The sequence below is a fragment of the Arthrobacter sp. 9MFCol3.1 genome, assembly GCF_000620385.1.
In the GTDB taxonomy this organism is placed as follows: Bacteria; Actinomycetota; Actinomycetes; order Actinomycetales; family Micrococcaceae; genus Arthrobacter.
Window position 1 is genome coordinate 471,181 of sequence record NZ_JIBJ01000003.1, and the last position, 18,971, is coordinate 490,151.

The following is an 18,971-nucleotide window of genomic DNA, read 5'->3' on the forward strand; positions in this document are numbered from 1 at the left end:
GCTCAGTGGCCGGAGTTCTTCAGCTTGCTGCCGCCGACGCCGTAGCCGGCCTTGCGCATTGCCCAGCCGGCCAGCAGGCCGATCACCATAACCGCCGCGCCCGCAACAAAGATCGGGGTGTTGGCGATGACGAAGGCGATGGACGCAATGAGGGCGCCGATCAACATCACGATCACGCAGGTCCACGCGGCCGGGCTGTTGCCGTGACCCGGCGCTTCGCTGTGGTCGACGTCGTCGTAGACGCCCTTCGGCGCAGCGGACGTGGATGCGGAAACAGTGGCTTTGCTCATTGAAATCTCCTCAGGATGAATACTGCTTACATTCTGCCATTTTTTGGCGGTGTTATTTGGCCGCGCTGCCAGTCGCGTGGCTCCCCGCGCCCGTCATCGGCTCAGGTGGGGTCGTCACCGCGGGACAACCGGTCCCAGCTGTCAATCTCGTCCGCGGCGGCGGCCGGCGCATTACCGCCTGCCGCAGTCCCGCCGGGGGCGGCCGCGGTGGAGGCCGCGTCATATTTGGTGCGGCTCTTCCAGTAGCGGCCGGCCGGCACGATCGCGAGGGCGCTGAGGCCCAGCAGGGCACCGGCGACGACGGCGAGGACGGGGAACACTGTGACGTCCACCTGCACGCTGCTGCCGCTGATCCCGGTGGCGGCCGCAATCGATCCCTGCGCCGCGGCCAGCGGGTCCGCCAGCACGACGGCTGCCGCGGCGACGATGCCCGCGGCCGCGAGGAGGATGATCGCCGTGATGACCCAGCGGGCCACGCGGCCGGCGATGGAGGCCGCGAGTCCGCCGGCGAGGGCCACAAGCGCCAGCGCCGTCACAGTGGTCGCGGCCTTGCTGCCCTGGACCTGCAGGCCGTCCTGGCTGGCCACGGCTGCGCCGAGCTGCGTGGGGTCAAGGTGCACGGTGAGCCAGGTCTGGGTGGTGGTCCCGAACACGGCAAGGGCCAAGGCGGCGATCACCAGGACCAGGGTGGACTTGCGGGCCCAGCCCGGGACGGCGGATCCCTTGGCGCTTTTCACAGTGGCCTTCACGGTGTTCGAGGCGGAGGCTTCCGGCTCCCCCATCAGGACTCCGCTCCGGCGTCGGGCGCTGAGTCGGTGACTGCATCAGCGTTGATGTTGTGCAGCGACCTGGCGGTGTGCACGGCGCGCAGCGGGGCGGCGGCCTTGTTCACGGTTTCCTGGGCCTCGGTCGGGTTCACCGAATCTGCGACGATCCCGCCGCCGGCCTGGACGTACGCGCGTCCTTCCCGGAGCAGGGCCGACCGGATGGCGATCGCCATGTCCATATCCCCGGCGAAGTCCAGGTACCCCACCACGCCGCCGTAGATGCCGCGCCGGTGCGGTTCAAGTTCGTCCAGCAGGCGCAGTGCCCGCGGCTTCGGGGCACCGGAGAGGGTGCCGGCCGGGAACGTGGCCTTGAGGACGTCGTAGGCCTTGGCGGCCGGGGCGAGTTCTCCAACCACGGTGGATACCAGGTGCATGATGTGGCTGAAGCGCTCCACTTCCATGAATTGGGTGACGTCGACGGATCCTGCCACGCAGACCTTGGAGAGGTCGTTGCGGGACAGGTCGACCAGCATCAGGTGCTCGGCGCGTTCCTTTTCGTCCGCCAGCAGTTCCTCGGCCAGGGCCTTGTCCGCCTCCACCGTCTTGCCGCGCGGGCGTGAGCCGGCGATGGGGTGGGTGATGACCTCGTGTCCGGTCACCGTGACGAGGGCCTCCGGCGAGGAGCCGACGATCGTGTATTCGCGGCCGGCGGCGTCCTCGAAGCTGAAGAGGTACATGTAGGGACTCGGGTTGGTGTTCCGCAGGACCCGGTACACGTCGAGGGGGTCGGCGCCGCATTCCATTTCGAAGCGGCGGGAGATCACCACCTGGAAGACCTCGCCGTCCACGATCGCCTCCTTGCCGCGGTCCAGAGCGGCCAGGTACTCGGTTTCGTCCCAGCGTTCCTGCACGCTCGACGCGAAGTCCAGGGCGGCCGTTTCCAGCACGGAGACGGGCTGTTCCACGGGGCGGCTGATCTTTTCGAGCAGGGCTTTGACGCGGGCGACGGCGTCATGCCAGGCGTCGTCGACCCGTTCGGTGCTGTTGTCGAAGTTGATGGCGTTGGCGATCAGCAGGACGGTGCCGTCCATGTTGTCGTGGACCGCCATGTCCGTGACCAGGTTGAGGGCCATTTCCGGCAGTTGGAGGTCGTCCTCCGGCGGGCTGGTCAGTTTCTCCCAGTGCCGGACGGTTTCCCAGCCCAGGAACCCGACCAGGCCGGAGGTGAACGGCGGGAGGCCGTCGAAGCGCTCGGTGCGCAGCGCGGCGACGGTGTCGCGGATGGCGTCCACGGGGTTGCCGTCCAGGGGCACACCGACAGGGGGCTCGCCCAGCCAGTGCGCGCTGCCGTCCTTGGTGGTCAGTGTGGCACGGGAGCGGGAGCCGATGAAGGAGTAGCGGGACCAGGCGCCTCCGACGGCCGCCGATTCCATCAGGAACGTTCCGGGCTGGCCGTGGGCGAGCTTGCGGTAGAGCCCGATCGGGGTTTCGGCGTCAGCCAGCACCTTGAGCCGGACGGGGATGACTCGGCTGTGGCCTGCGAGTTCGCGGAACTCTTCGAGGCCGGGGCTGATGATTCCAAGGTCCTGCATGGCTGTGCTTTCCGCCTGTTCTTTAGGTGGACCTGTCACCGGATCCGGTCGAGGGATCCTGCCTGGGGTCCGGTTCGTGAAGCTTTGGAAGCGCCGGGGCGCTCTGCCTGTTTGCTCTGCCTGTTTGCCGGGGGCGCCTAGCCTCCGTGGCCGACGACGGCGTCGAGCTCGCGGCCGTCGAAGCAGGTCCGGGTTCCGGTGTGGCACGCCGCGCCTACCTGGTCGACCCGGACCAGCAGCGCATCGCCGTCGCAGTCCATCGCGAGCGACTTGACCCATTGCACGTGCCCTGAAGTGTCTCCCTTGCGCCAATACTCCTGGCGCGAGCGCGAATAGAACGTCACGCGTCCGCTGGTCAGGGTGCGGTGCAGCGCCTCGTCGTCCATCCAGCCCAGCATCAGCACCTCGTGGGTGTCGAATTGCTGGACGATGGCGGCCACCAGGCCGGCGCTGTCGCGCTTGAGCGCGTCCGCCAGGCCGGCCGGAAGGGGGCTGCCGCTGACGGGGCTGCTATCGACGGCGCTGCCGTTGATGGCGCTGCCGTTGATGGGGCTGGGGGCGGAGGCGGGCTGCTCAGACATCAGATCAAGTCTAGTGCCTTCGGGCCGGTCGCCGGCCTGCGGGCAGGTCCCGCCGCTTAACACTGGGTCGCCTATCGGGCCGCCCGCGGCGGTCCGGCACCGGATGGTGCCGCCAGGCGCGGTTGCGGCGGCGATTCCTGTGCCCACGTACGGCCGTCTCGTGCTAGTTTCACAAGTGATGCATTTCGTCGAACCGTCCCGAGAAGTCCTGGCCGAAACCCTGCTGGCGGCCGGCCCTGATGCCGCCACGCTCTGCACAGGTTGGCTCACCCGCGACCTTGCCGCGCACTTGTACCTGCGCGAGCGGAAAATCGCCGTCGGACTGGGCCTGCTGATCAAGCGCCTGTCCAAGGCCTCGGACCAGGCGACGGCCGAACTGGCGGGCACGTTGAAGACCACCGAGGACTACGCCAAGCTGGTTAACGACTTCCGGTCAGGTCCCCCGGCGCTGTCCCCGCTGCGGATCAAGGCCCTGGACGAAAGCTCAAACCTGATCGAGTACTTCGTTCACACCGAGGACGTCCGCCGCGCCGTGGACCGCTGGGCCCCGCGGGCCTTGGACCAGGCCTACTCGGACGCGCTGTGGGCTGAGCTCGTCAAGCGCGCCGCGATCCTGTACCGCGGCGTGGACCTGGGCATTGTGCTGGTGAGCCCCTCGGGCCCGCGGCACGTCGCCAAACGCGCCCCTGTGTCCGTGGCCATCGTCGGCGAACCGGGCGAGCTGCTCATGCACGCCCACGGCCGCACCCGCCACGCCCTCGTGACCTTCGAAGGCCAGCCGGACGCCGTCGCGCTCCTGCAGTCCGCCGAAGTCGGACTCTAACTCCCCCAACAAAGCAACGCGGGGTCACTTACCGCCCATAATCCCCTCCGGGACGGGCGCTAAGTGACCCCGCGTTGGTTTAAGGCGGGTGGTGGGGACTAGCGGACTTCGAAGCCTGCGTCCCGGATCGCGGCCTTGACCTGCGCAATCATGTCCAGCGGGCCGAAGTGGAAGACCGAGGCCGCGAGGACGGCGTCGGCGCCTGCTGCCACGGCCGGCGGGAAGTGCTCCGGCTTGCCGGCGCCGCCGGAGGCGATGAGCGGGACCTTGACCCCCGCCCGCGCCAGGCGGATGAGCTCCAGGTCGAAGCCGTCCTTGGTGCCGTCGGCGTCGATCGAGTTCAGCAGGATTTCGCCCACTCCCCGGTCGGCCGCCTCCCGCGCCCAGGCGATCGCGTCGATTCCGGTCCCCTGCCGTCCGCCGTGCGTGGTGACTTCGAAGCCTGACGGCGTGGGCTGCGAGCCCGGACGGGTGCGCCTCGCGTCGAGGGAGAGCACCAGGACCTGGGAACCGAAGTGCCGGGTGATCTCGTCGATCACGTCCGGCCGGGCCACGGCTGCGGTGTTGATCGCGGCCTTGTCCGCGCCGCAGCGCAGGAGCTTGTCCACCTCGGCCACGCCGCGGACGCCGCCGCCGACCGTCAGCGGGATGAAGACTTCCTCGGCGGTGCGGCGGACGACGTCGAACGTGGTCTCCCGGTTGCCGGAGGACGCCGTGACGTCAAGGAACGTCAGCTCGTCGGCGCCGCTGTTGTCGTACCGGTGCGCCAGTTCCACCGGGTCCCCGGCGTCGCGGAGGCCCTCAAAGTTGATGCCCTTGACCACGCGGCCGGCATCGACGTCGAGGCACGGGATGACGCGCACGGCAACAGTCATGACTTCTCCTAGGTAGTGACGGAGGTTTATTGACGGAGGGGAATTGCGGGTGGAACTCGGCGGGCGTGGCGCCTAGATGCGGCAGGCGTGGATGCTGCTGACCAGGATGGCGCGGGCGCCGAGGTCGTAAAGCTCGTCCATGATCCGGTTGGTTTCCCGCTTGGGCACCATCGAGCGGACGGCCACCCAGTCCGAATCGCGCAGCGGCGACACGGTGGGCGACTCCAGGCCCGGGGTGAGCCCGGCGGCCTGCTCCACGAGCTCCTTGCGGATGTCGTAGTCCATCATCACGTACTGCCGGGCCACCAGGACGCCCTGGAGCCGGCGGATCAACACTTCCGTTGCCGGGTTCTGCTCGCCCTTGCGGCCGATCAGCACCGACTCGGAATTCAGGATCGGCTCGCCGAAGATTTCCATGCCGGCGGCCTTGAGCGTGGTGCCGGTCTCGACGACGTCGGCAATCGCGTCCGCGACGCCGAGGCGGACGGAGGATTCCACGGCGCCGTCGAGGCGGACCACCTTGGCCTTGATGCCGCGCTCGGCCAGGTAGCCGCGCAGCAGCCCGTCGTAGCTCGTGGCGAGGCGCTTGCCCTCAAGCTGGTCGATCGTGGTGAAATCGCCCACCGGGCCGGCGAAGCGGAAGGTGGAAGCGGCGAAGCCCAGCGGCAGCAGCTCCTCGGCCTCGACCTCGGCGTCGAGCAGGAGGTCGCGGCCGGTGATGCCGACGTCGAGCGTTCCCTGGCCGACATACACGGCAATGTCGCGCGGGCGCAGGAAGAAGAACTCAATGTCGTTGTCCGGGTCCACCATGACAAGCTCGCGGGTGTCGCGGCGCTGGCGGTAGCCGGCCTCGGCAAGCATGGCCGAGGCGGCTTCGGACAGGGATCCCTTGTTCGGGACGGCAACTCTAAGCATGGGAAAAAGTCTCTCTTGGGTTTGGAAGTCTCTGTTGGGGCACATCGGCCACGCAGTGCACGGGATCCGCCAGCCAGGTCATGGCGGTGTCCGGTGCGGGCGCGGCTACAGATGCTTGTAGACGTCTTCCAGGGTGAGTCCTTTGGCGAGCATCAGAACCTGCAGGTGGTACAGCAGCTGGGAAATTTCCTCGGCGGCGGCCTCATCGGATTCATACTCGGCAGCCATCCAAACCTCGGCTGCTTCCTCCACGACCTTCTTGCCGATGCCGTGGACTCCGGAATCCAGTTCGGCGACGGTGCGGGAGCCCTCCGGGCGGACGGCTGCCTTTTCACTCAGTTCTGCGAACAGCGACTCGAAATTCTTCACGCCCCCAAGCCTACTTGCTTCCGGCGCGGGAACGCCCGCCGGGGCGTTGCATGACGGCGAAGGTGTGAGGCAATACATATCCAGCACAGCGATCACGGTAAATACTGTCAATACGGTCAATACGGTCGATACGGTCAACACAGCCGGCGCGGGCGGCCAGGGTGGAGCCCGCGCCGGCAAAAGCTGCAGCGTGGCGGCTCAGCCGAACTGCTGGAGCGTCACTGCCGTGGCCAGGGCGGCGGTAACGGCCTCGTGCCCCTTGTCCTCGGTGGATCCGGGCAGGCCGGCCCGGTCGATCCCCTGCTGCTCGGTGTCGCACGTCAGCACGCCGAAGCCCACGGGGACGCCGGTGCGGACGCTGACCTCGGTCAGGCCCAGGGTGGCCGCCTCGCAGACATATTCGAAGTGCGGAGTGCCGCCCCGGATGACGACGCCGAGCGCCACGACGGCGTCGAAGTGCGGTGCCAGCCGGGCGGCCGCGACCGGGAGCTCAAATGTGCCCGGTACGCGCAGGACGGTCGGCTCATTGATGCCGGCGTCCTTGGCGGCGCGCAGGGCGCCGTCGAGGAGGCCGTCCATGATCTGGGTGTGCCAGCTCGCGGCCACAATGGCCAGTTTGAGCCGTGAGGTTTCCTCGGGCTTGAAGGTGCTGAGGTCGATCTGGGGGGCGCCGTGGCCGCTCATAGGGTATTCCTTGCTGTTGTGTCTGGTGGTTGTGCTGCTGCCCGGTCAGTCCTGGTCGTGCTCGAATCCGGACATGCCCACGGCCGGAGCGGGTTCAACGTCCAGGACCAGGCGGTGGTCCATCCGGTCCTTCTTCGTCTGCAGGTAGCGGATGTTCTGCTCCCGGGAGGGGACCTCCGTGGGGACCATCTCCACTACCTTGACGCCTGCCTGCGCGAGCCGGTCCTGCTTGTCCGGGTTGTTGCTCAGCAGCCGGATCTCGTGGAGACCCATTTCCGCGAGGATCTGGGCCGCGGCCTTGTAGCAGCGCGCGTCGACCGGCAGCCCGAGCTGCTCGTTGGCCTCCACGGTGTCAAACCCGGCCTCCTGCAGCGCGTAGGCCTTCATCTTGTTCGCCAGGCCGATCCCGCGGCCCTCCTGGCCGCGCAGGTACAGCAGGGTGCCGCCGAGTTCGTTGATCAGTTCGAGGGCATAGGCCAACTGCTCGCCGCAGTCGCAGCGGTAAGAGCCAAACACATCGCCTGTCAGGCACTCCGAATGGAGGCGGACCAGCGGCGCCTGCCCGTCAACCGGGGCCATCGGTGAACTGACCGCCAGGTGTTCCGCGCCGGTGGCCAGGTCGGTCCAGGCCTGAGCCACGAAATCGCCAAAGGCGGTGGGCAGCTGGACAATGGGTCCTGCGCTGACCGGATGCGGCTGACGGGCCATGTCCGTCTCTTCTTGGGTCTCCGAAGTCGTCACTATTTCTCCTCCATCAGACAGGATCCGCTGTGTGGCTGCCGTGCTGTCCCGCTTCAAGGTACGCCACCAGATCCGCAATCGAAATCAGGGGGCAGCCATGCTCGATGGCGAAGCCTCGCAATCCGTCCAGCCGCATCATTTCTCCGTTGTCGTACACGAGCTCTGCAATCACGCCCACGGGCTCCAGGCCCGCCAGCCGGCACAGGTCCACGGCCGCCTCGGTGTGGCCGGGACGTTCCCGCACTCCCCCCTTAACGGCGCGGAGGGGAAAAACATGCCCGGGGCGGGTCAACGAATTTGGCCGGCTTTGCGGGTCGGCCAGGATCCGGGCTGTCAGGGCGCGGTCCGTGGCGGAAATTCCGGTGCTGACACCCACGGCGGCGTCGCAGGACACGGTGTAGGCGGTGCCCTTGGCGTCTTCGTTGATTGCCACCATCGGCGGCAGCGCCAGGGCGTCGGCCCGGTCCGCGTCGAGCGGCACGCAGATCACTCCGGAGCTGTAGCGGACTGTCCAGCCCATCAGCGCCGGGGTGGCGTGCTCGGCGGCGAAAATGATGTCGCCTTCGTTCTCGCGGTCCTCGTTGTCCACCACCAGGACGGGGCGCCCGGCTGCCATGGCGCTGATGGCGTCCTCGATCGGATCGAGGCCAGCACGCCCGGTGCCGGTGCCGGCAGCGGCGGCGGCGGGGAGCACGTCGGCCAGGTCGTGGCCGGGCTGGTCCTTGACCCGGCTCATTTCGCAGGCCCGTCCGTGCGGGCGGCTTCTCCGGCGGAACCTTCGGCCGCCCGGTGCGCGGCGGGCGACGTACCGCCGGCAAAGGACAGCAGGCGTTCGGTGTACTTCGCCAGGACATCGACCTCGAGGTTTACGTGGCTGCCGAGCGTTTTTTGGCCCAGGCCGGTCTCGGCCAGGGTGGTGGGGATCAGCCCCACTTCAAACCAGGGCGCCGGGTCGTTGGCCGGGCTGACTGTCGTGACGGTGAGGGAGACGCCGTCGACGGCGATGGATCCCTTTTCGGCGATGTACCGGGCCAGCCCGGCCGGCACCGAGAACCGGAGCCGGTCCCAGTTGCCAAGCCCTTCACGCTCCACGAGCTGGCCGACGCCGTCGACATGTCCCTGCACCACGTGGCCGTCCAGCCGTCCCCCTGCGGGGACGCAGCGTTCCAGGTTGACGGGATCGCCCGCAGTGAGTTCTCCGATGGTGCTGCGGTTGAGGGTCTCCCCCATGACGTCGACGCTGAAGTCCCTGCCGTCGATCTGCGTGGCGGTGAGGCAGACGCCGTTGACCGCAATGGAACCACCCAGGGCGAGGCCGTCCGTGGTGCCGGGCGCGTGGAGCCGAACGGTGGCGCTGCTGTCCCCGTTGCGTTCAACGGACAGCACCTTCCCCTGCTCGGCGATAATTCCGGTAAACATCAATTGCCTCCTGCGGCGGTGTCCGCGCCGGTGCGGCGCGGGGTTGTATCGGATGAAGTAGGGATGGTGGCCGGGGCAGCCGGGCGAAGATGCAGCCGGAGGTCGCGGCCGAGGACCTGGACGGCGCCGCCGGATGCCGGGTCCCATTCCCAGTGCTGGGCATCGGCCAAGGTAGTGATGCCGAGGTCGTCCAGGGCGGCGGTGCCGGAGCCAAGCAGTGTCGGCGCCAGGTAGACGATGAGTTCGTCGACCAGGCCGGCGGCCAGGAAAGCGCTCAGGATCCGGGAGCCGCCCTCCACCATGAGGTGCCGGACGCCGTGTGCGAACAGCGCGTCCAGGGCCTCGCGCGGGTCGCGGGTGGCCAGGTGCAGGACGTTGCCGTCGGCTCCGTGGATGGCGGCGTCGTCGGGAATGCCCCGGTACCCCATGACGGCGCGCAGCGGCTGTTTGCCGGCCGGTTCGCCCGCGGTGTTCCGGGCGGTGAGCCGGGGGTTGTCGATCAGGACCGTCTGGGTGCCCACCAGGATGGCGTCAATCCGGCCGCGCAGGGCGTGGTTGTCCGCGAGCGATTCCGGGCTGGAGATCCACTGGCTGGTGCCGTCGCTGGCGGCGATGCGGCTGTCGAGGGTCTGGGCGATATGCAGGGTGACGAAGGGCCGTTTGGCGGCGACGGCGTCGAACCAGCGGCGGTTCAGGTCCAGCGCCGCATCGGCTGCCAGCCCGGAGCGGACGCGGACGCCCGCGGCGCGGAGCGTCACGGCGCCACCGGCGGCCGGGTCGTGGGGATCGTCGACGGCGTAGATGACGTCGGTGATGCCGGCGTCGATGATCGCCTGCGCGCAGGGCCCGGTGCGCCCGCAGTGGTTGCAGGGCTCCAGCGTCACGACGATCGCCGCGCCGCGGAGGTCCCGGCCCGCCGCCTTCGCCTGGCCGATCGCGTCAGCCTCGGCATGGGGAGTCCCGGCTCCGCGGTGGTATCCGGTGGCGAGGTGCGTCCCGTCGGCCCCGACGACGACGGCTCCCACGAGCGGGTTGGCGCCCCGCGGGCCCTGCGCCGCGGCGGCCAGGGCGGTCTGCATCGCAGCGTTTTCAGCTGCGCTGAACGGGGCGTCGTCGAACGTGGCCGCGCTGAACGGATCAGCGCTGAACGAAGCGGTGCCGCGCGGGGCCGCGCTGGATGCGGCGTTCACACGGGCGCTGTTGGGGGCGCTCACCTGGCCACCAGCGAGTCAAGGGATGCGGTTTCGACCGTGGCCGGCCGGTTCGCCAGCTTCGAGGCACGCCACCAGACAAAGAACCCGGTCAGGGTAAAGAAGCCGTAGAAGAGGTACATGACGGCGCTGGCGTAGTAGCCCGCGCTGAACAGCAGTGGCACACCGACGATGTCCACCGCCACCCAGATGAGCCAGAACTCCGTCCAGCCGCGCGCCATCCCGTAGGTCGCCAGCAGCGAGCCCATGAACGTCCAGGCGTCGGCCCAGACCGGCGGGTAGGACCCGAGGGAGTCGAAGACCGGGGTAAGCGCCGCGGTGCCGGCCACGAGGCTGAGGGCCAGAATCACCCGGGTCCGGTTGCTGGCCCAGCGCGGCGCGAGGACCGCCCCGCTGCTGGCGGGCTGCCTGCCCTGCTGCCAGCGGTACCAGCCGTAGACGGCGACGCCGATGAACATGACCTGGCGTCCGGCCTGGCCCCACAGCGTGGCGGGCGTGGCGGAACCGAAGACGTTGCCCAGGAAGACCGTCAGGAGCAGTAAGTTGCCGGCGATGCCGACGGGCCATGCCCAGACCCGGCGGCGCATGCCGCCAAAGGCGCTGGCGAGGCCAAAGATGTTGCCTAGCACTTCACGAAGAATCAGGACAGATCCGCCTACCGGGATCTGCGCTTCGAAGAGCCATCGCAAGGGGTCCATGCGTGTGTCGTTCCTTCCCTCAAGAACCGCGATGGCTCCGGGGGTCTACGACAGCGCAATTATGCGGCGCCGTGGGGGCGCCGCAGTAACAGCTGTACGTGCTTCTCTCATCCAGACTTTAACTGTCGGTACCGGAATTTCACCGGTTCAACCGTTTGCCGGCATCCTTCCCGAAGGAAGGCGCTGGCGCGCGGGTCGCGGACTGTCACCGCCGGTTCGGACTTACACCGACCCCGGAGCACGTATGTGTGTTTGTTATTCTGACACAACTGCGGGCCTGCCCGGGCTATTCCCCGGACGCCGATGTTACGCCCGGCGTCATCTTCGCAGCAGTTTCCTGCCGGGTGCACTGCCGGATTCGCTGCCGGGACCGGCGCGTCAGCGGGACCCGGCCGCCCGGAGCCTTTCGACAGCTTCCGCCGGATCCGCGGCGCCGTAGACGGCTGACCCCGCAACAAAGACGTTCGCCCCCGCCTCTGCGGCGCGCACGATCGTGTCCTCGGTGATGCCGCCGTCCACCTGCAGTGCCACTGAAGCGCCGGAACCGTCAATGGCTGCCCGGGCCCGTCGGATTTTGGGCAGCGTCAGGTCCAGGAAGGACTGCCCGCCGAAGCCGGGCTCCACCGTCATGATCAAGAGCAGGTCCAGTTCCGGCAGCATGTCCAGATAGGGCTCCACGGCGGTCCCCGGACGCAGCGCCATGCCGGCTTTGGCCCCGCGGGCGCGCAGTTCCCGCGCCAATTTGATCGGCGCGATCGAGGCTTCCGCGTGGAACGTCACCGAGGCCACCCCGGCGTCGGCGAAGCCCGGCGCCCAGCGGTCCGCGTCGGCGATCATCAGGTGTGCGTCCAGCGGCACCGGGCTGACGGCCTGGATGCGCTGCACCACGGGCAGCCCGATGGTCAGGTTGGGCACGAAGTGGTTGTCCATGACGTCCACATGCACCGCATCGGCATTGCTGATACGGCGCAGTTCGGCCTCAAGGTTGACGAAGTCAGCCGAAAGGATGCTCGGGTTGATGCAGCACTGGGCCATGGATTTCCTTCTCGTTCGTACTTAGCTGGATCGTTCTTAGCTGGCAGTGCCCCAGTATCAGCGAAACTCAGGCCAACTTGCGAATCAGCGCCAGGAACATGGCGTCCGTCTGGTGCACGTGCGGCCAGAGCTGGGCGGTGAGCTCGTGCCCGGCCTCGAGGTGGCCGGTGAGACTGACGCTGTCCAGCACGGCGCCGGCGTCGAGGAGTTCGAGGTCCTCGCGCTTGCGCAGGGCATCACTGACGACGGCGGTGGTCTCTGCCGGGTGCGGCGAACATGTCACGTACGCCACCACGCCGCCGGGCTTGACGGCGTCGATCGCGGAGTTGAGCAGCTGGCGCTGCAGCGGGCCAAGGTCCACGAGGTCCTTGGGCGTGCGCCGCCAGCGCGACTCCGGGCGCCGGCGCAGGGCCCCCAGGCCGGTGCACGGGACATCGACCAGGACACGGTCGAAGGACTCCGGCTGCTCGGCGCCGATGTCCCGGCCGTCCCCGGTCCTGACCTCCCAGGCCTCCCGCGGGACCGCGGACAGGGCCTGGCGCACGAGTTTGGCCCGGTGCGCGGCGGATTCGTTGGCCAGCAGGTGGGCGCCCCGCTGCCGGGCCAGGGCGCCGAGCAGGGCGGCCTTGCCGCCGGGTCCGGCACAGAGATCCAGCCAGCGCTCCCCCGCGTCTCCGCTGTCCGTCCCGGCTTCGGCGCCGGGGGCCGTGCCGGGGTTTGTGCCGAGATCGACGGCGGCCATGGCGCGGGCCACGAGCTGCGAGCCGACGTCCTGGACGCGGGTGCTTCCGTCACGGACCGAGGCGAGCCGGCCAAGGTCCCCGCCGCTGGAGAGCGCGGATCCCTCGACGAGCTCACCCGGGGTGGCTCCGCTTTCCAGGGCCTCGTCCAGGCTGCCCACGCCCGGCAGTGCCACGAGGTTCACCACGGGCGCGGCGTTGTCCGCTTCGAGCAGCGCGTCAATCTCAGCAGCCGGCCGGCCGTGGACTACGAGCGACTGGCGGAGCGCGCGGACGATCCATTCAGGGTGGGCGTAACGGATGGACGCGATCCGGGTGGCATCGGTCTCGGTGCTGAGCAGCAGGTCGAGCCACTCATCGAGGGTGCGGGCGGAGACTTTGCGCAGGACGGCGTTGATCAGTGCCGAGGGCCCGGCCCCGATCACGGCGCGGGCCAGGCCCACCGTCTGGTCCAGGGCGGCGTGGGCGGGCACGCGCATGGCGAGCAACTGGTGCACCCCGATCCGCAGGGCATCGAGGATCGCGGGATCCAGTTCGTCCAGCGGCCGGTCCACGCACCGGGCGAGGATGGCGTCATACGTGCCCTGGCCGCGGAGGGCGCCGTAGCTGAGCTCGGTGGCGAAACCGGCGTCGCGCTTGTCCAGCCCGTGGTGCCGGATCCGGGCCGGGAGCACCAGGTTCGCGTAGGCGTCCTCGGCGGCCACGGCTCGGAGGACCTCAAAGGCAACCAGCCGGGCCGGGTCGGCGCGGCGGGTCCGCTGGGACGGGGCGCTCTCGGTGAAGCCGCGCTGCGGCCCGCGGTTGCGTTCCCGGCCCTGGGCATTCCGCCGGCTGCCGCCCCCGGCGCCCTGGCCACTGCCTCGGCTGCTGCCGCTGGTCCCGGAACCGCTCATTCGAATACCACGCTTTCAAGTGTTGCCTGCCCACGCGCCCAATCAGCGGCGGCCATCATTTTCTTGCCCGCGGGCTGGACCCGCGTCAATTCCACCGGGTGCGATCCCGTACCGACGAGGACCCGTTTCCCGTCCATGGCCAGCTGTCCGGGCCGGAGCGCGGCTGAATCCGCGGCCGGCAGGACCGGTTCCAGTTTGATCCGCTGGCCCTCCAGCAGGGTCCAGGCGCCCGGCTCCGGGGTGACCCCGCGGGCGCGGCGGCCGATCGCGAGTGCGGGCTGCTGCCAGTCGAGCCGGCCGTCCTCGAGGCTGAGCTTCGGTGCCAGGCTGACGTCGCCCTGCTGCGGCAGCGCGACGGCGTTGCCGGCGTCGATCGCGGACAGGGTCTGGGCCAGCAGGACCGCGCCGCTGTGGGAGAGCCGTTCGAGCAGTGCCCCGGCGGTATCGGCGGGGTGCACGGACTCGGTGAGGGTTCCGAAGACCGGGCCGGTGTCCAGCCCCTCCTCCAGGCGGAAGGTGACGGCACCGGTGACGTCGTCGCCGGCGATGACGGCGCGCTGCACGGGGGCCGCGCCGCGCCAGGCCGGCAGCAGCGAGAAATGCAGGTTCACCCAGCCGTGGCGGGGAACAGCGAGGGCCGCAGGGGGAATCAGCCCGCCGTAGGCCACGATCGCCGCGACGTCCGGTGCTGCGGCGGCAATGCGGGCGGTGACCCCGGCATCGACTTTGGCGGCGTGGATGATCTCAATGCCGAGCTCTGCGGCCCTGGCGGCCACGGGCGACGGCGTCAGGACGCGTTTGCGTCCCAGCGGTGCGTCCGGGCGGGTGAGGACAGCGACGACGTCGAACCCGGCGCCAACAAGGGCGTCGAGGGACGGCACGGCGACGGCAGGGGTCCCCGCGAAGAGAACCCTCACGGGGTGATTCCGAAGCTGGACCCGCCAAAGCTCGTCCCGACGCTCTTCGCGCGCTTGGTGGTTGTCTGTTCCGTGATGGCGTCGTAGTTGGCATTGCGGATGGCGCGCAGGGCGGCCTTACGGTCCTCGCCCTCGAGCCGGTCTGTGTAGAGGATCCCGTCCAGGTGGTCGGTCTCGTGCTGGAAGCAGCGCGCCAGCATGTCCTCGCCCTCGACGGTGACGGGGTTGCCCTGCAGGTCCACGCCGGTCACCCGGGTATGGCGGTAGCGGCGGACGGGGAAGCCCAGGCCCGGGATCGACAGGCATCCCTCGACCTGGTCCGGCTGGAAGTCTTCGCTGTTTTCCAGCACGGGGTTGACGATATGGCCCTCGACGCCGCCGATCCGGTAGGTGAAGACGCGCAGGCTCACACCGACCTGGGGCGCGGCCAGGCCGGCGCCCTCGACATCCTCCATGGTTTCGGTCATGTCGGCGACGAGCTTTGCCAGTTCAGGCCCGAATTCCGTCACGGGATCGGCGACTGTGCGCAGCACAGGATCCCCGATGATGCGGATATTCAAAATGGCCATGTGCAATCTGTCCTCACGGTGGGCGGCTAGGGATCCAGTCCAGTTTAGTTGCAGCTGCCCGGCTTCCGTCCGGGCTTCCGTTCAGCGCTTCTGTTCAGCGCTTCACCGGCGGCGCCAGCGGGAGCAGTGCTGCTCCGGCGGTCGCCGTGTCGGCGGACATTTCCCACACGCGGCGCAGCGCACAGAATTTCCACCAGTGGTGCTTCAGGACCTCGGGGTTGGCCCGCTGCGGACGGACCTCGGTCTCGCCGACCGCCACGGCCAGGAGGATCGGGGACTCGCCGTGCTGCCAGGGCTCCCATTCCCCCGCCACGGGATCCACGAGGCTTTCCTCCGCCTTCATGCCCGCCACGAGCTGCATGACCACTTTGTCATCCAGGGGTTTGACGGTGCCGTCCCGGCTGGTGCCCTTGGTCTTGTAGTCGATCAGACAGGTCCTGCCGTTGATCCGTGCCACGAGGTCCAGGGTGCCGGCATAGCCGACCGTCTTGTTCCACACCGTAATTTCCGGGGCGATGGGTTCAACGTCGAAGAGCTCCCACCATTCGTCGAAGCGTGCCGCGAAGGCTTCCTCCCCGTTGGCGGCCAGGGCCTCCCGTGTTTCCTTCATCTGGTGCGGCCGGCCGAGCGCGCGCAGCGCAACCTGCTCGCAGTAGTTGTGGACCCGGTCGCCGCGCTTGGCGGCATCGTCCCGGTACGACTCCGCCGCCCTGGCTGCCCGGCTGACCGCCTGGCGCAGTTTGGCCGGGCTCCCCAGGATGCCGGGGAGCTCGGGATCCTGGGCCAGGCTGTTCGCACCCATATACCCGAACCAGCCATCCAGGCCGTGTGGCTGCTGGCCGATCACCGTGGTGATGGAAGGAACGGAGAACTGTGCGGACGTGGAACGGGCGTACATGCGGCCATAGTCCGTGGCGTGGGCGAGGAGTGGAGCGGTCATATGAAGACTCTTTCACGGGGGTCAGACAACGATGAAAAGCAAAATGGCCCGCCCCGCTGAGTCAGCGGAACAGACCATTTCGTTAGTGGGCGATACTGGGTTCGAACCAGTGACCTCTTCGGTGTGAACGAAGCGCGCTACCACTGCGCCAATCGCCCTAACGACATTGAATGCTAGCCCACCCGGGCGGATTTTAGAAATCGGCCCGGCGAACCCGGCCGCGCCGCGGATCCGTGGCCAACGCTCCCCCGCAACAGGCCCGTGCGCGGGTACTGTCCAGCAATCCTCCACGGGCACCCACTCCTCCCAGGCAGTGGTCCCGGGAATAGCCCCAGCACCGCCTCGGGCCACCGCTTGAGACCGCCGCTAATTACAGCGCTGTAATTAGCAAAATCCCCTAGAACTCAGGGAAGCAGGGCCATGGAACATGGGTAGACGCGCCTCGATTTGTAGATTCCCAGAACCTCCTATAGAGTTCTTACTCGTTGGAACGCGAGGAAATGCCGAATGCGGCAAGGAAATGCACACCAACAATGCGGACGTAGCTCAGCTGGTAGAGCACCACCTTGCCAAGGTGGATGTCGCGAGTTCGAATCTCGTCGTCCGCTCGCAGGACACTGTCACGGCAAAGGTTCTTCGGAATCCTGTCTACACGGTGGGTTGGCCGAGAGGCGAGGCAGCGGCCTGCAAAGCCGTATACACGGGTTCGAATCCCGTACCCACCTCGGTGAAAACCCTGGTTTCCGGTTTCGATCGGATGCAAGGGGCGATTGGCGCAGCGGTAGCGCGCTTCCCTGACACGGAAGAGGTCACTGGTTCGATCCCAGTATCGCCCACTAAAGCAAGGCAACTTGCTTGATGCAGTACCACCGGCCCAGCCGGCATGGACTAAATGCGGACGTAGCTCAGCTGGTAGAGCACCACCTTGCCAAGGTGGATGTCGCGAGTTCGAATCTCGTCGTCCGCTCTCTTCATTACAACTCCACTCCGGATCCTTCCGGTTGCGGGCGATTGGCGCAGCGGTAGCGCGCTTCCCTGACACGGAAGAGGTCACTGGTTCGATCCCAGTATCGCCCACCACAAGAGCAGCTCCCCGGAGCTGCTCTTTTTTGTGTGCTTCTTTTGTGTACTTCTTTGTGCGGTTCGTTTTTATGTATTTCGTTCGTGCACTGCGGATTGGGGTACTCCGGGCCCTTTTACCCTGTGCACCTGGCCTTCCACCTTTTATCCTCTGGGCGGACACCCTTGGCACCCCCGCCGCCTCCCGCTAGGGTAGAGAGCGCTAGGAGCGATCTGGCTCCGCGACCGAAGGGAGGTGCCCGTGGGTTTACTTGACGATCTAAAGGGCAAGGCTCAGCAAGTTATTGGTGGCAACGAAGAAGCCATCAAGGACGGCATCGAAAAGGCAGGCGACTTCGTCGACTCCAAGACCGGCGGAAAGCACGCCGACAAGATCGATGCCGTGCAGCGTGGCGCTTCCGACTTCGTGGACAAGGCGAACGACCGGCCGAACCCGGCCCCGGTCGCCGATCAGACTCCCGCAGCCGGTGAGCCCCCCGTAGCCGGGGAACCCCGCCAGCCAGGCCTCTGACCCAGATCCGTCAGCGAGGTGCCGGTCCCGCCGAGAGGCGGCGCCGGCACCTCCGGCATTTAACGACGTTGGAGGCAGTCGGCGCTAGGACGGTTCGTGGTTTTGGCCCTCGCGGGCCAGCGCGGTGAGCCTGGAGACGGCGCGGAAGTACTTCTTCATGTACCCGCCGGTCATCATTTCCTCGGTGAACAGCTGGTCGAACGGCACACCGCTGGCAAGGATGGGCACGTCCTTGTCGTACAACCGGTCCGCCAGCACCACAAAGCGCAGCGCAACGGCCTGCTCGGTAATCGTGTGCACGTTCTTCCAGACGACGCCCTCGATCCCCTCCAGCAGCTGGCGGTAGCGGCTCGGGTGCACGCCGGCCAGGTGGTTGATCAGCGTGCTGAACTCGTCGCGGGCAACGGTCTTGCCGTCGAACTCGGCATGCATCTGGTGGGTCAGGTCATCATTGCGCAGCGGCGCGGGCGCGGCCGGGAGGCCGCGGTGGCGGAAGTCCTCGCCGTCGATCCGCACGACGTCGAACTGGTCCGCCAGCACCTGGATTTCGCGGGCGAAGTCGACGGCGGCGAAGCGCCCGTCCCCGAGCGACCCCGGCAGCGTGTTCGACGTGGCGGCAAGCTTCACGCCGGCGTCAGCGAGTTCACGCATGAGCCGGGACATGAGCACGGTGTCGCCCGGATCATCGAGCTCAAATTCATCGATGCAGACCAGCTTGTAGTGGCTCAGGGCCTCGACGGTCTTGCGGAAGGACAGCGCACCGACGAGGTTGGTGTATTCGACGAACGTGCCGAAGGCCTTGGGTCCGGGGGCGGCGTGCCACAGCGAAGCCAGCAGGTGGGTCTTGCCCACGCCGAATCCGCCGTCGAGGTAGATCCCGGCCCGGGACGTGTCCTTCTTGCCGAAGAGCCGCTTGAACAGGCCGTCGCCGTCGCGTGCGCCCACGCCCGCCGCAAAATGCTGCAGGGCATGGACCGCATGGGCCTGGCTGGGCTGGGCGGGATCGGGCCGGTAGCTGGCAAACGACACCTCGCCGAACCGCGGCGACGGATAGAACCCATTGAGGAGTTCATCCACGGAAACTGCCGGTGTGCGGGCGGCGAGCTGTTCGATCTGTACCAAGGTGGTCCGTTCTGCTGGTCTCTTGTCCCCAGCAAGAATACCGGCAAAGCCTGCCGGGCCCGCCTGCGCCCGTGCGGACCCGCGGCCGGCGTGAGGAAGACCACATTTCCCCGTGTGAACCCGGTGGAGCATTCCCGCCGGCCCGTGACTAGTGTTGTAACAGGCCCGGCGCCGCGCACCCTTTCCGCGCCCGGCCTCC

At 68.1% G+C, this 18,971-nt stretch carries 21 protein-coding genes, 6 tRNA genes and 1 riboswitch; of the genes, 7 read left to right on the forward strand and 20 right to left on the reverse strand.

Annotated elements, in window-relative coordinates; translation table 11 throughout:
• Window positions 1-2 precede the first annotated feature (2 nt).
• The 4 genes from C560_RS0102225 to hisI all read right to left on the reverse strand — a co-directional run bounded on the left by C560_RS0102225 (window position 3) and on the right by hisI (window position 3,230).
• Window positions 3-290 (reverse strand): HGxxPAAW family protein, encoded by a 288-nt coding sequence (locus C560_RS0102225; RefSeq protein WP_018772470.1) that lies wholly within the window; start codon window positions 288-290, stop codon window positions 3-5.
• 101 nt (window positions 291-391) lie between these two features.
• Window positions 392-1,072 (reverse strand): Trp biosynthesis-associated membrane protein, encoded by a 681-nt coding sequence (locus C560_RS0102230; RefSeq protein ID WP_026536973.1) that lies wholly within the window; start codon window positions 1,070-1,072, stop codon window positions 392-394.
• A complete protein-coding gene (locus tag C560_RS0102235) occupies window positions 1,072-2,649 on the reverse strand; it encodes an anthranilate synthase component I (protein ID WP_018772468.1) in 1,578 nt (525 codons plus the stop codon). Before C560_RS0102235 ends, C560_RS0102230 begins: the two co-directional genes overlap by 1 nt.
• Window positions 2,650-2,786: 137 nt before the next feature.
• Window positions 2,787-3,230, reverse strand: a complete 444-nt coding sequence (gene hisI, locus C560_RS0102240; protein ID WP_018772467.1) for a phosphoribosyl-AMP cyclohydrolase — start codon at window positions 3,228-3,230, stop codon at window positions 2,787-2,789.
• A 178-nt stretch (window positions 3,231-3,408) separates the two neighbouring features.
• Here hisI and C560_RS0102245 point away from each other — a divergent pair, with 178 nt between their 5' ends.
• Entirely contained in the window at window positions 3,409-4,053 is a 645-nt protein-coding gene (locus tag C560_RS0102245) for a TIGR03085 family metal-binding protein (protein WP_026536974.1), read from the forward strand.
• Between the two features lie 98 nt (window positions 4,054-4,151).
• Here the strand turns inward: C560_RS0102245 and hisF are convergent, their stop codons facing one another.
• The 15 genes from hisF to C560_RS0102320 form a co-directional block, all read right to left on the reverse strand.
• Complete coding sequence (gene hisF, locus C560_RS0102250) at window positions 4,152-4,928, reverse strand: imidazole glycerol phosphate synthase subunit HisF (protein ID WP_026536975.1); 777 nt, start codon at window positions 4,926-4,928, stop codon at window positions 4,152-4,154.
• A gap of 72 nt (window positions 4,929-5,000) precedes the next feature.
• A complete protein-coding gene (gene hisG / locus C560_RS0102255) occupies window positions 5,001-5,843 on the reverse strand; it encodes an ATP phosphoribosyltransferase (protein WP_026266261.1) in 843 nt (280 codons plus the stop codon).
• Window positions 5,844-5,948: 105 nt separating this feature from the next.
• The gene (locus tag C560_RS0102260) at window positions 5,949-6,212 is read right to left on the reverse strand and encodes a phosphoribosyl-ATP diphosphatase (RefSeq protein WP_018772463.1); all 264 of its coding nucleotides are present in this window, start codon (window positions 6,210-6,212) and stop codon (window positions 5,949-5,951) included.
• Between the two features lie 198 nt (window positions 6,213-6,410).
• A complete protein-coding gene (gene ribH, locus C560_RS0102265; RefSeq protein WP_026536976.1) occupies window positions 6,411-6,896 on the reverse strand; it encodes a 6,7-dimethyl-8-ribityllumazine synthase in 486 nt (161 codons plus the stop codon).
• A 45-nt stretch (window positions 6,897-6,941) separates the two neighbouring features.
• Window positions 6,942-7,604 carry a GTP cyclohydrolase II gene (ribA, locus tag C560_RS0102270; RefSeq protein ID WP_026536977.1) on the reverse strand — a complete coding sequence of 221 codons (663 nt, stop codon included), beginning with the start codon at window positions 7,602-7,604 and terminating at the stop codon, window positions 6,942-6,944.
• 46 nt (window positions 7,605-7,650) lie between these two features.
• Window positions 7,651-8,373 (reverse strand): 3,4-dihydroxy-2-butanone-4-phosphate synthase, encoded by a 723-nt coding sequence (gene ribB, locus C560_RS21070; RefSeq protein WP_026536978.1) that lies wholly within the window; start codon window positions 8,371-8,373, stop codon window positions 7,651-7,653.
• Window positions 8,370-9,056, reverse strand: coding sequence for a riboflavin synthase (locus tag C560_RS0102280; protein ID WP_026536979.1), 687 nt, complete (start codon window positions 9,054-9,056; stop codon window positions 8,370-8,372). Before C560_RS0102280 ends, ribB begins: the two co-directional genes overlap by 4 nt.
• The gene (ribD, locus tag C560_RS0102285; RefSeq protein WP_051532974.1) at window positions 9,056-10,135 is read right to left on the reverse strand and encodes a bifunctional diaminohydroxyphosphoribosylaminopyrimidine deaminase/5-amino-6-(5-phosphoribosylamino)uracil reductase RibD; all 1,080 of its coding nucleotides are present in this window, start codon (window positions 10,133-10,135) and stop codon (window positions 9,056-9,058) included. Before ribD ends, C560_RS0102280 begins: the two co-directional genes overlap by 1 nt.
• A 131-nt stretch (window positions 10,136-10,266) precedes the next feature.
• A complete protein-coding gene (pnuC, locus tag C560_RS0102290) occupies window positions 10,267-10,965 on the reverse strand; it encodes a nicotinamide riboside transporter PnuC (protein WP_026536981.1) in 699 nt (232 codons plus the stop codon).
• A 94-nt stretch (window positions 10,966-11,059) separates the two neighbouring features.
• Window positions 11,060-11,211: riboswitch (FMN riboswitch) on the reverse strand.
• A 132-nt stretch (window positions 11,212-11,343) separates the two neighbouring features.
• A complete protein-coding gene (rpe, locus tag C560_RS0102295) occupies window positions 11,344-12,000 on the reverse strand; it encodes a ribulose-phosphate 3-epimerase (RefSeq protein ID WP_026536982.1) in 657 nt (218 codons plus the stop codon).
• A 67-nt stretch (window positions 12,001-12,067) separates the two neighbouring features.
• Complete coding sequence (locus C560_RS0102300; RefSeq protein WP_026536983.1) at window positions 12,068-13,633, reverse strand: RsmB/NOP family class I SAM-dependent RNA methyltransferase; 1,566 nt, start codon at window positions 13,631-13,633, stop codon at window positions 12,068-12,070.
• The gene (gene fmt / locus C560_RS0102305; protein ID WP_026536984.1) at window positions 13,630-14,550 is read right to left on the reverse strand and encodes a methionyl-tRNA formyltransferase; all 921 of its coding nucleotides are present in this window, start codon (window positions 14,548-14,550) and stop codon (window positions 13,630-13,632) included. Before fmt ends, C560_RS0102300 begins: the two co-directional genes overlap by 4 nt.
• Complete coding sequence (gene def, locus C560_RS0102310) at window positions 14,547-15,119, reverse strand: peptide deformylase (RefSeq protein ID WP_018772453.1); 573 nt, start codon at window positions 15,117-15,119, stop codon at window positions 14,547-14,549. The genes fmt and def overlap by 4 nt, the downstream gene beginning before the upstream one ends.
• 94 nt (window positions 15,120-15,213) lie before the next feature.
• Window positions 15,214-16,059 (reverse strand): hypothetical protein, encoded by an 846-nt coding sequence (locus C560_RS0102315; RefSeq protein ID WP_026536985.1) that lies wholly within the window; start codon window positions 16,057-16,059, stop codon window positions 15,214-15,216.
• A gap of 86 nt (window positions 16,060-16,145) precedes the next feature.
• Window positions 16,146-16,217, reverse strand: a tRNA-Val gene (locus C560_RS0102320).
• 377 nt (window positions 16,218-16,594) lie between these two features.
• Here C560_RS0102320 and C560_RS0102325 point away from each other — a divergent pair.
• The 6 genes from C560_RS0102325 (at window position 16,595) to C560_RS0102350 (ending at window position 17,650) form a co-directional block, all read left to right on the forward strand.
• Window positions 16,595-16,667: transfer RNA gene (locus tag C560_RS0102325), tRNA-Gly, on the forward strand.
• Between the two features lie 46 nt (window positions 16,668-16,713).
• A tRNA-Cys gene (locus C560_RS0102330) sits at window positions 16,714-16,784 on the forward strand.
• Between the two features lie 39 nt (window positions 16,785-16,823).
• Window positions 16,824-16,895 (forward strand) — tRNA-Val (locus tag C560_RS0102335).
• Between the two features lie 58 nt (window positions 16,896-16,953).
• Window positions 16,954-17,026 (forward strand) — tRNA-Gly (locus C560_RS0102340).
• A gap of 38 nt (window positions 17,027-17,064) precedes the next feature.
• Window positions 17,065-17,139, forward strand: a tRNA-Val gene (locus C560_RS0102345).
• Window positions 17,140-17,380: 241 nt separating this feature from the next.
• Window positions 17,381-17,650, forward strand: coding sequence for an antitoxin (locus tag C560_RS0102350; RefSeq protein WP_018772451.1), 270 nt, complete (start codon window positions 17,381-17,383; stop codon window positions 17,648-17,650).
• An 84-nt stretch (window positions 17,651-17,734) separates the two neighbouring features.
• Here the strand turns inward: C560_RS0102350 and zapE are convergent, their stop codons facing one another.
• Entirely contained in the window at window positions 17,735-18,772 is a 1,038-nt protein-coding gene (gene zapE, locus C560_RS0102355) for a cell division protein ZapE (protein ID WP_026536986.1), read from the reverse strand.
• Window positions 18,773-18,971: the final 199 nt, after the last annotated feature.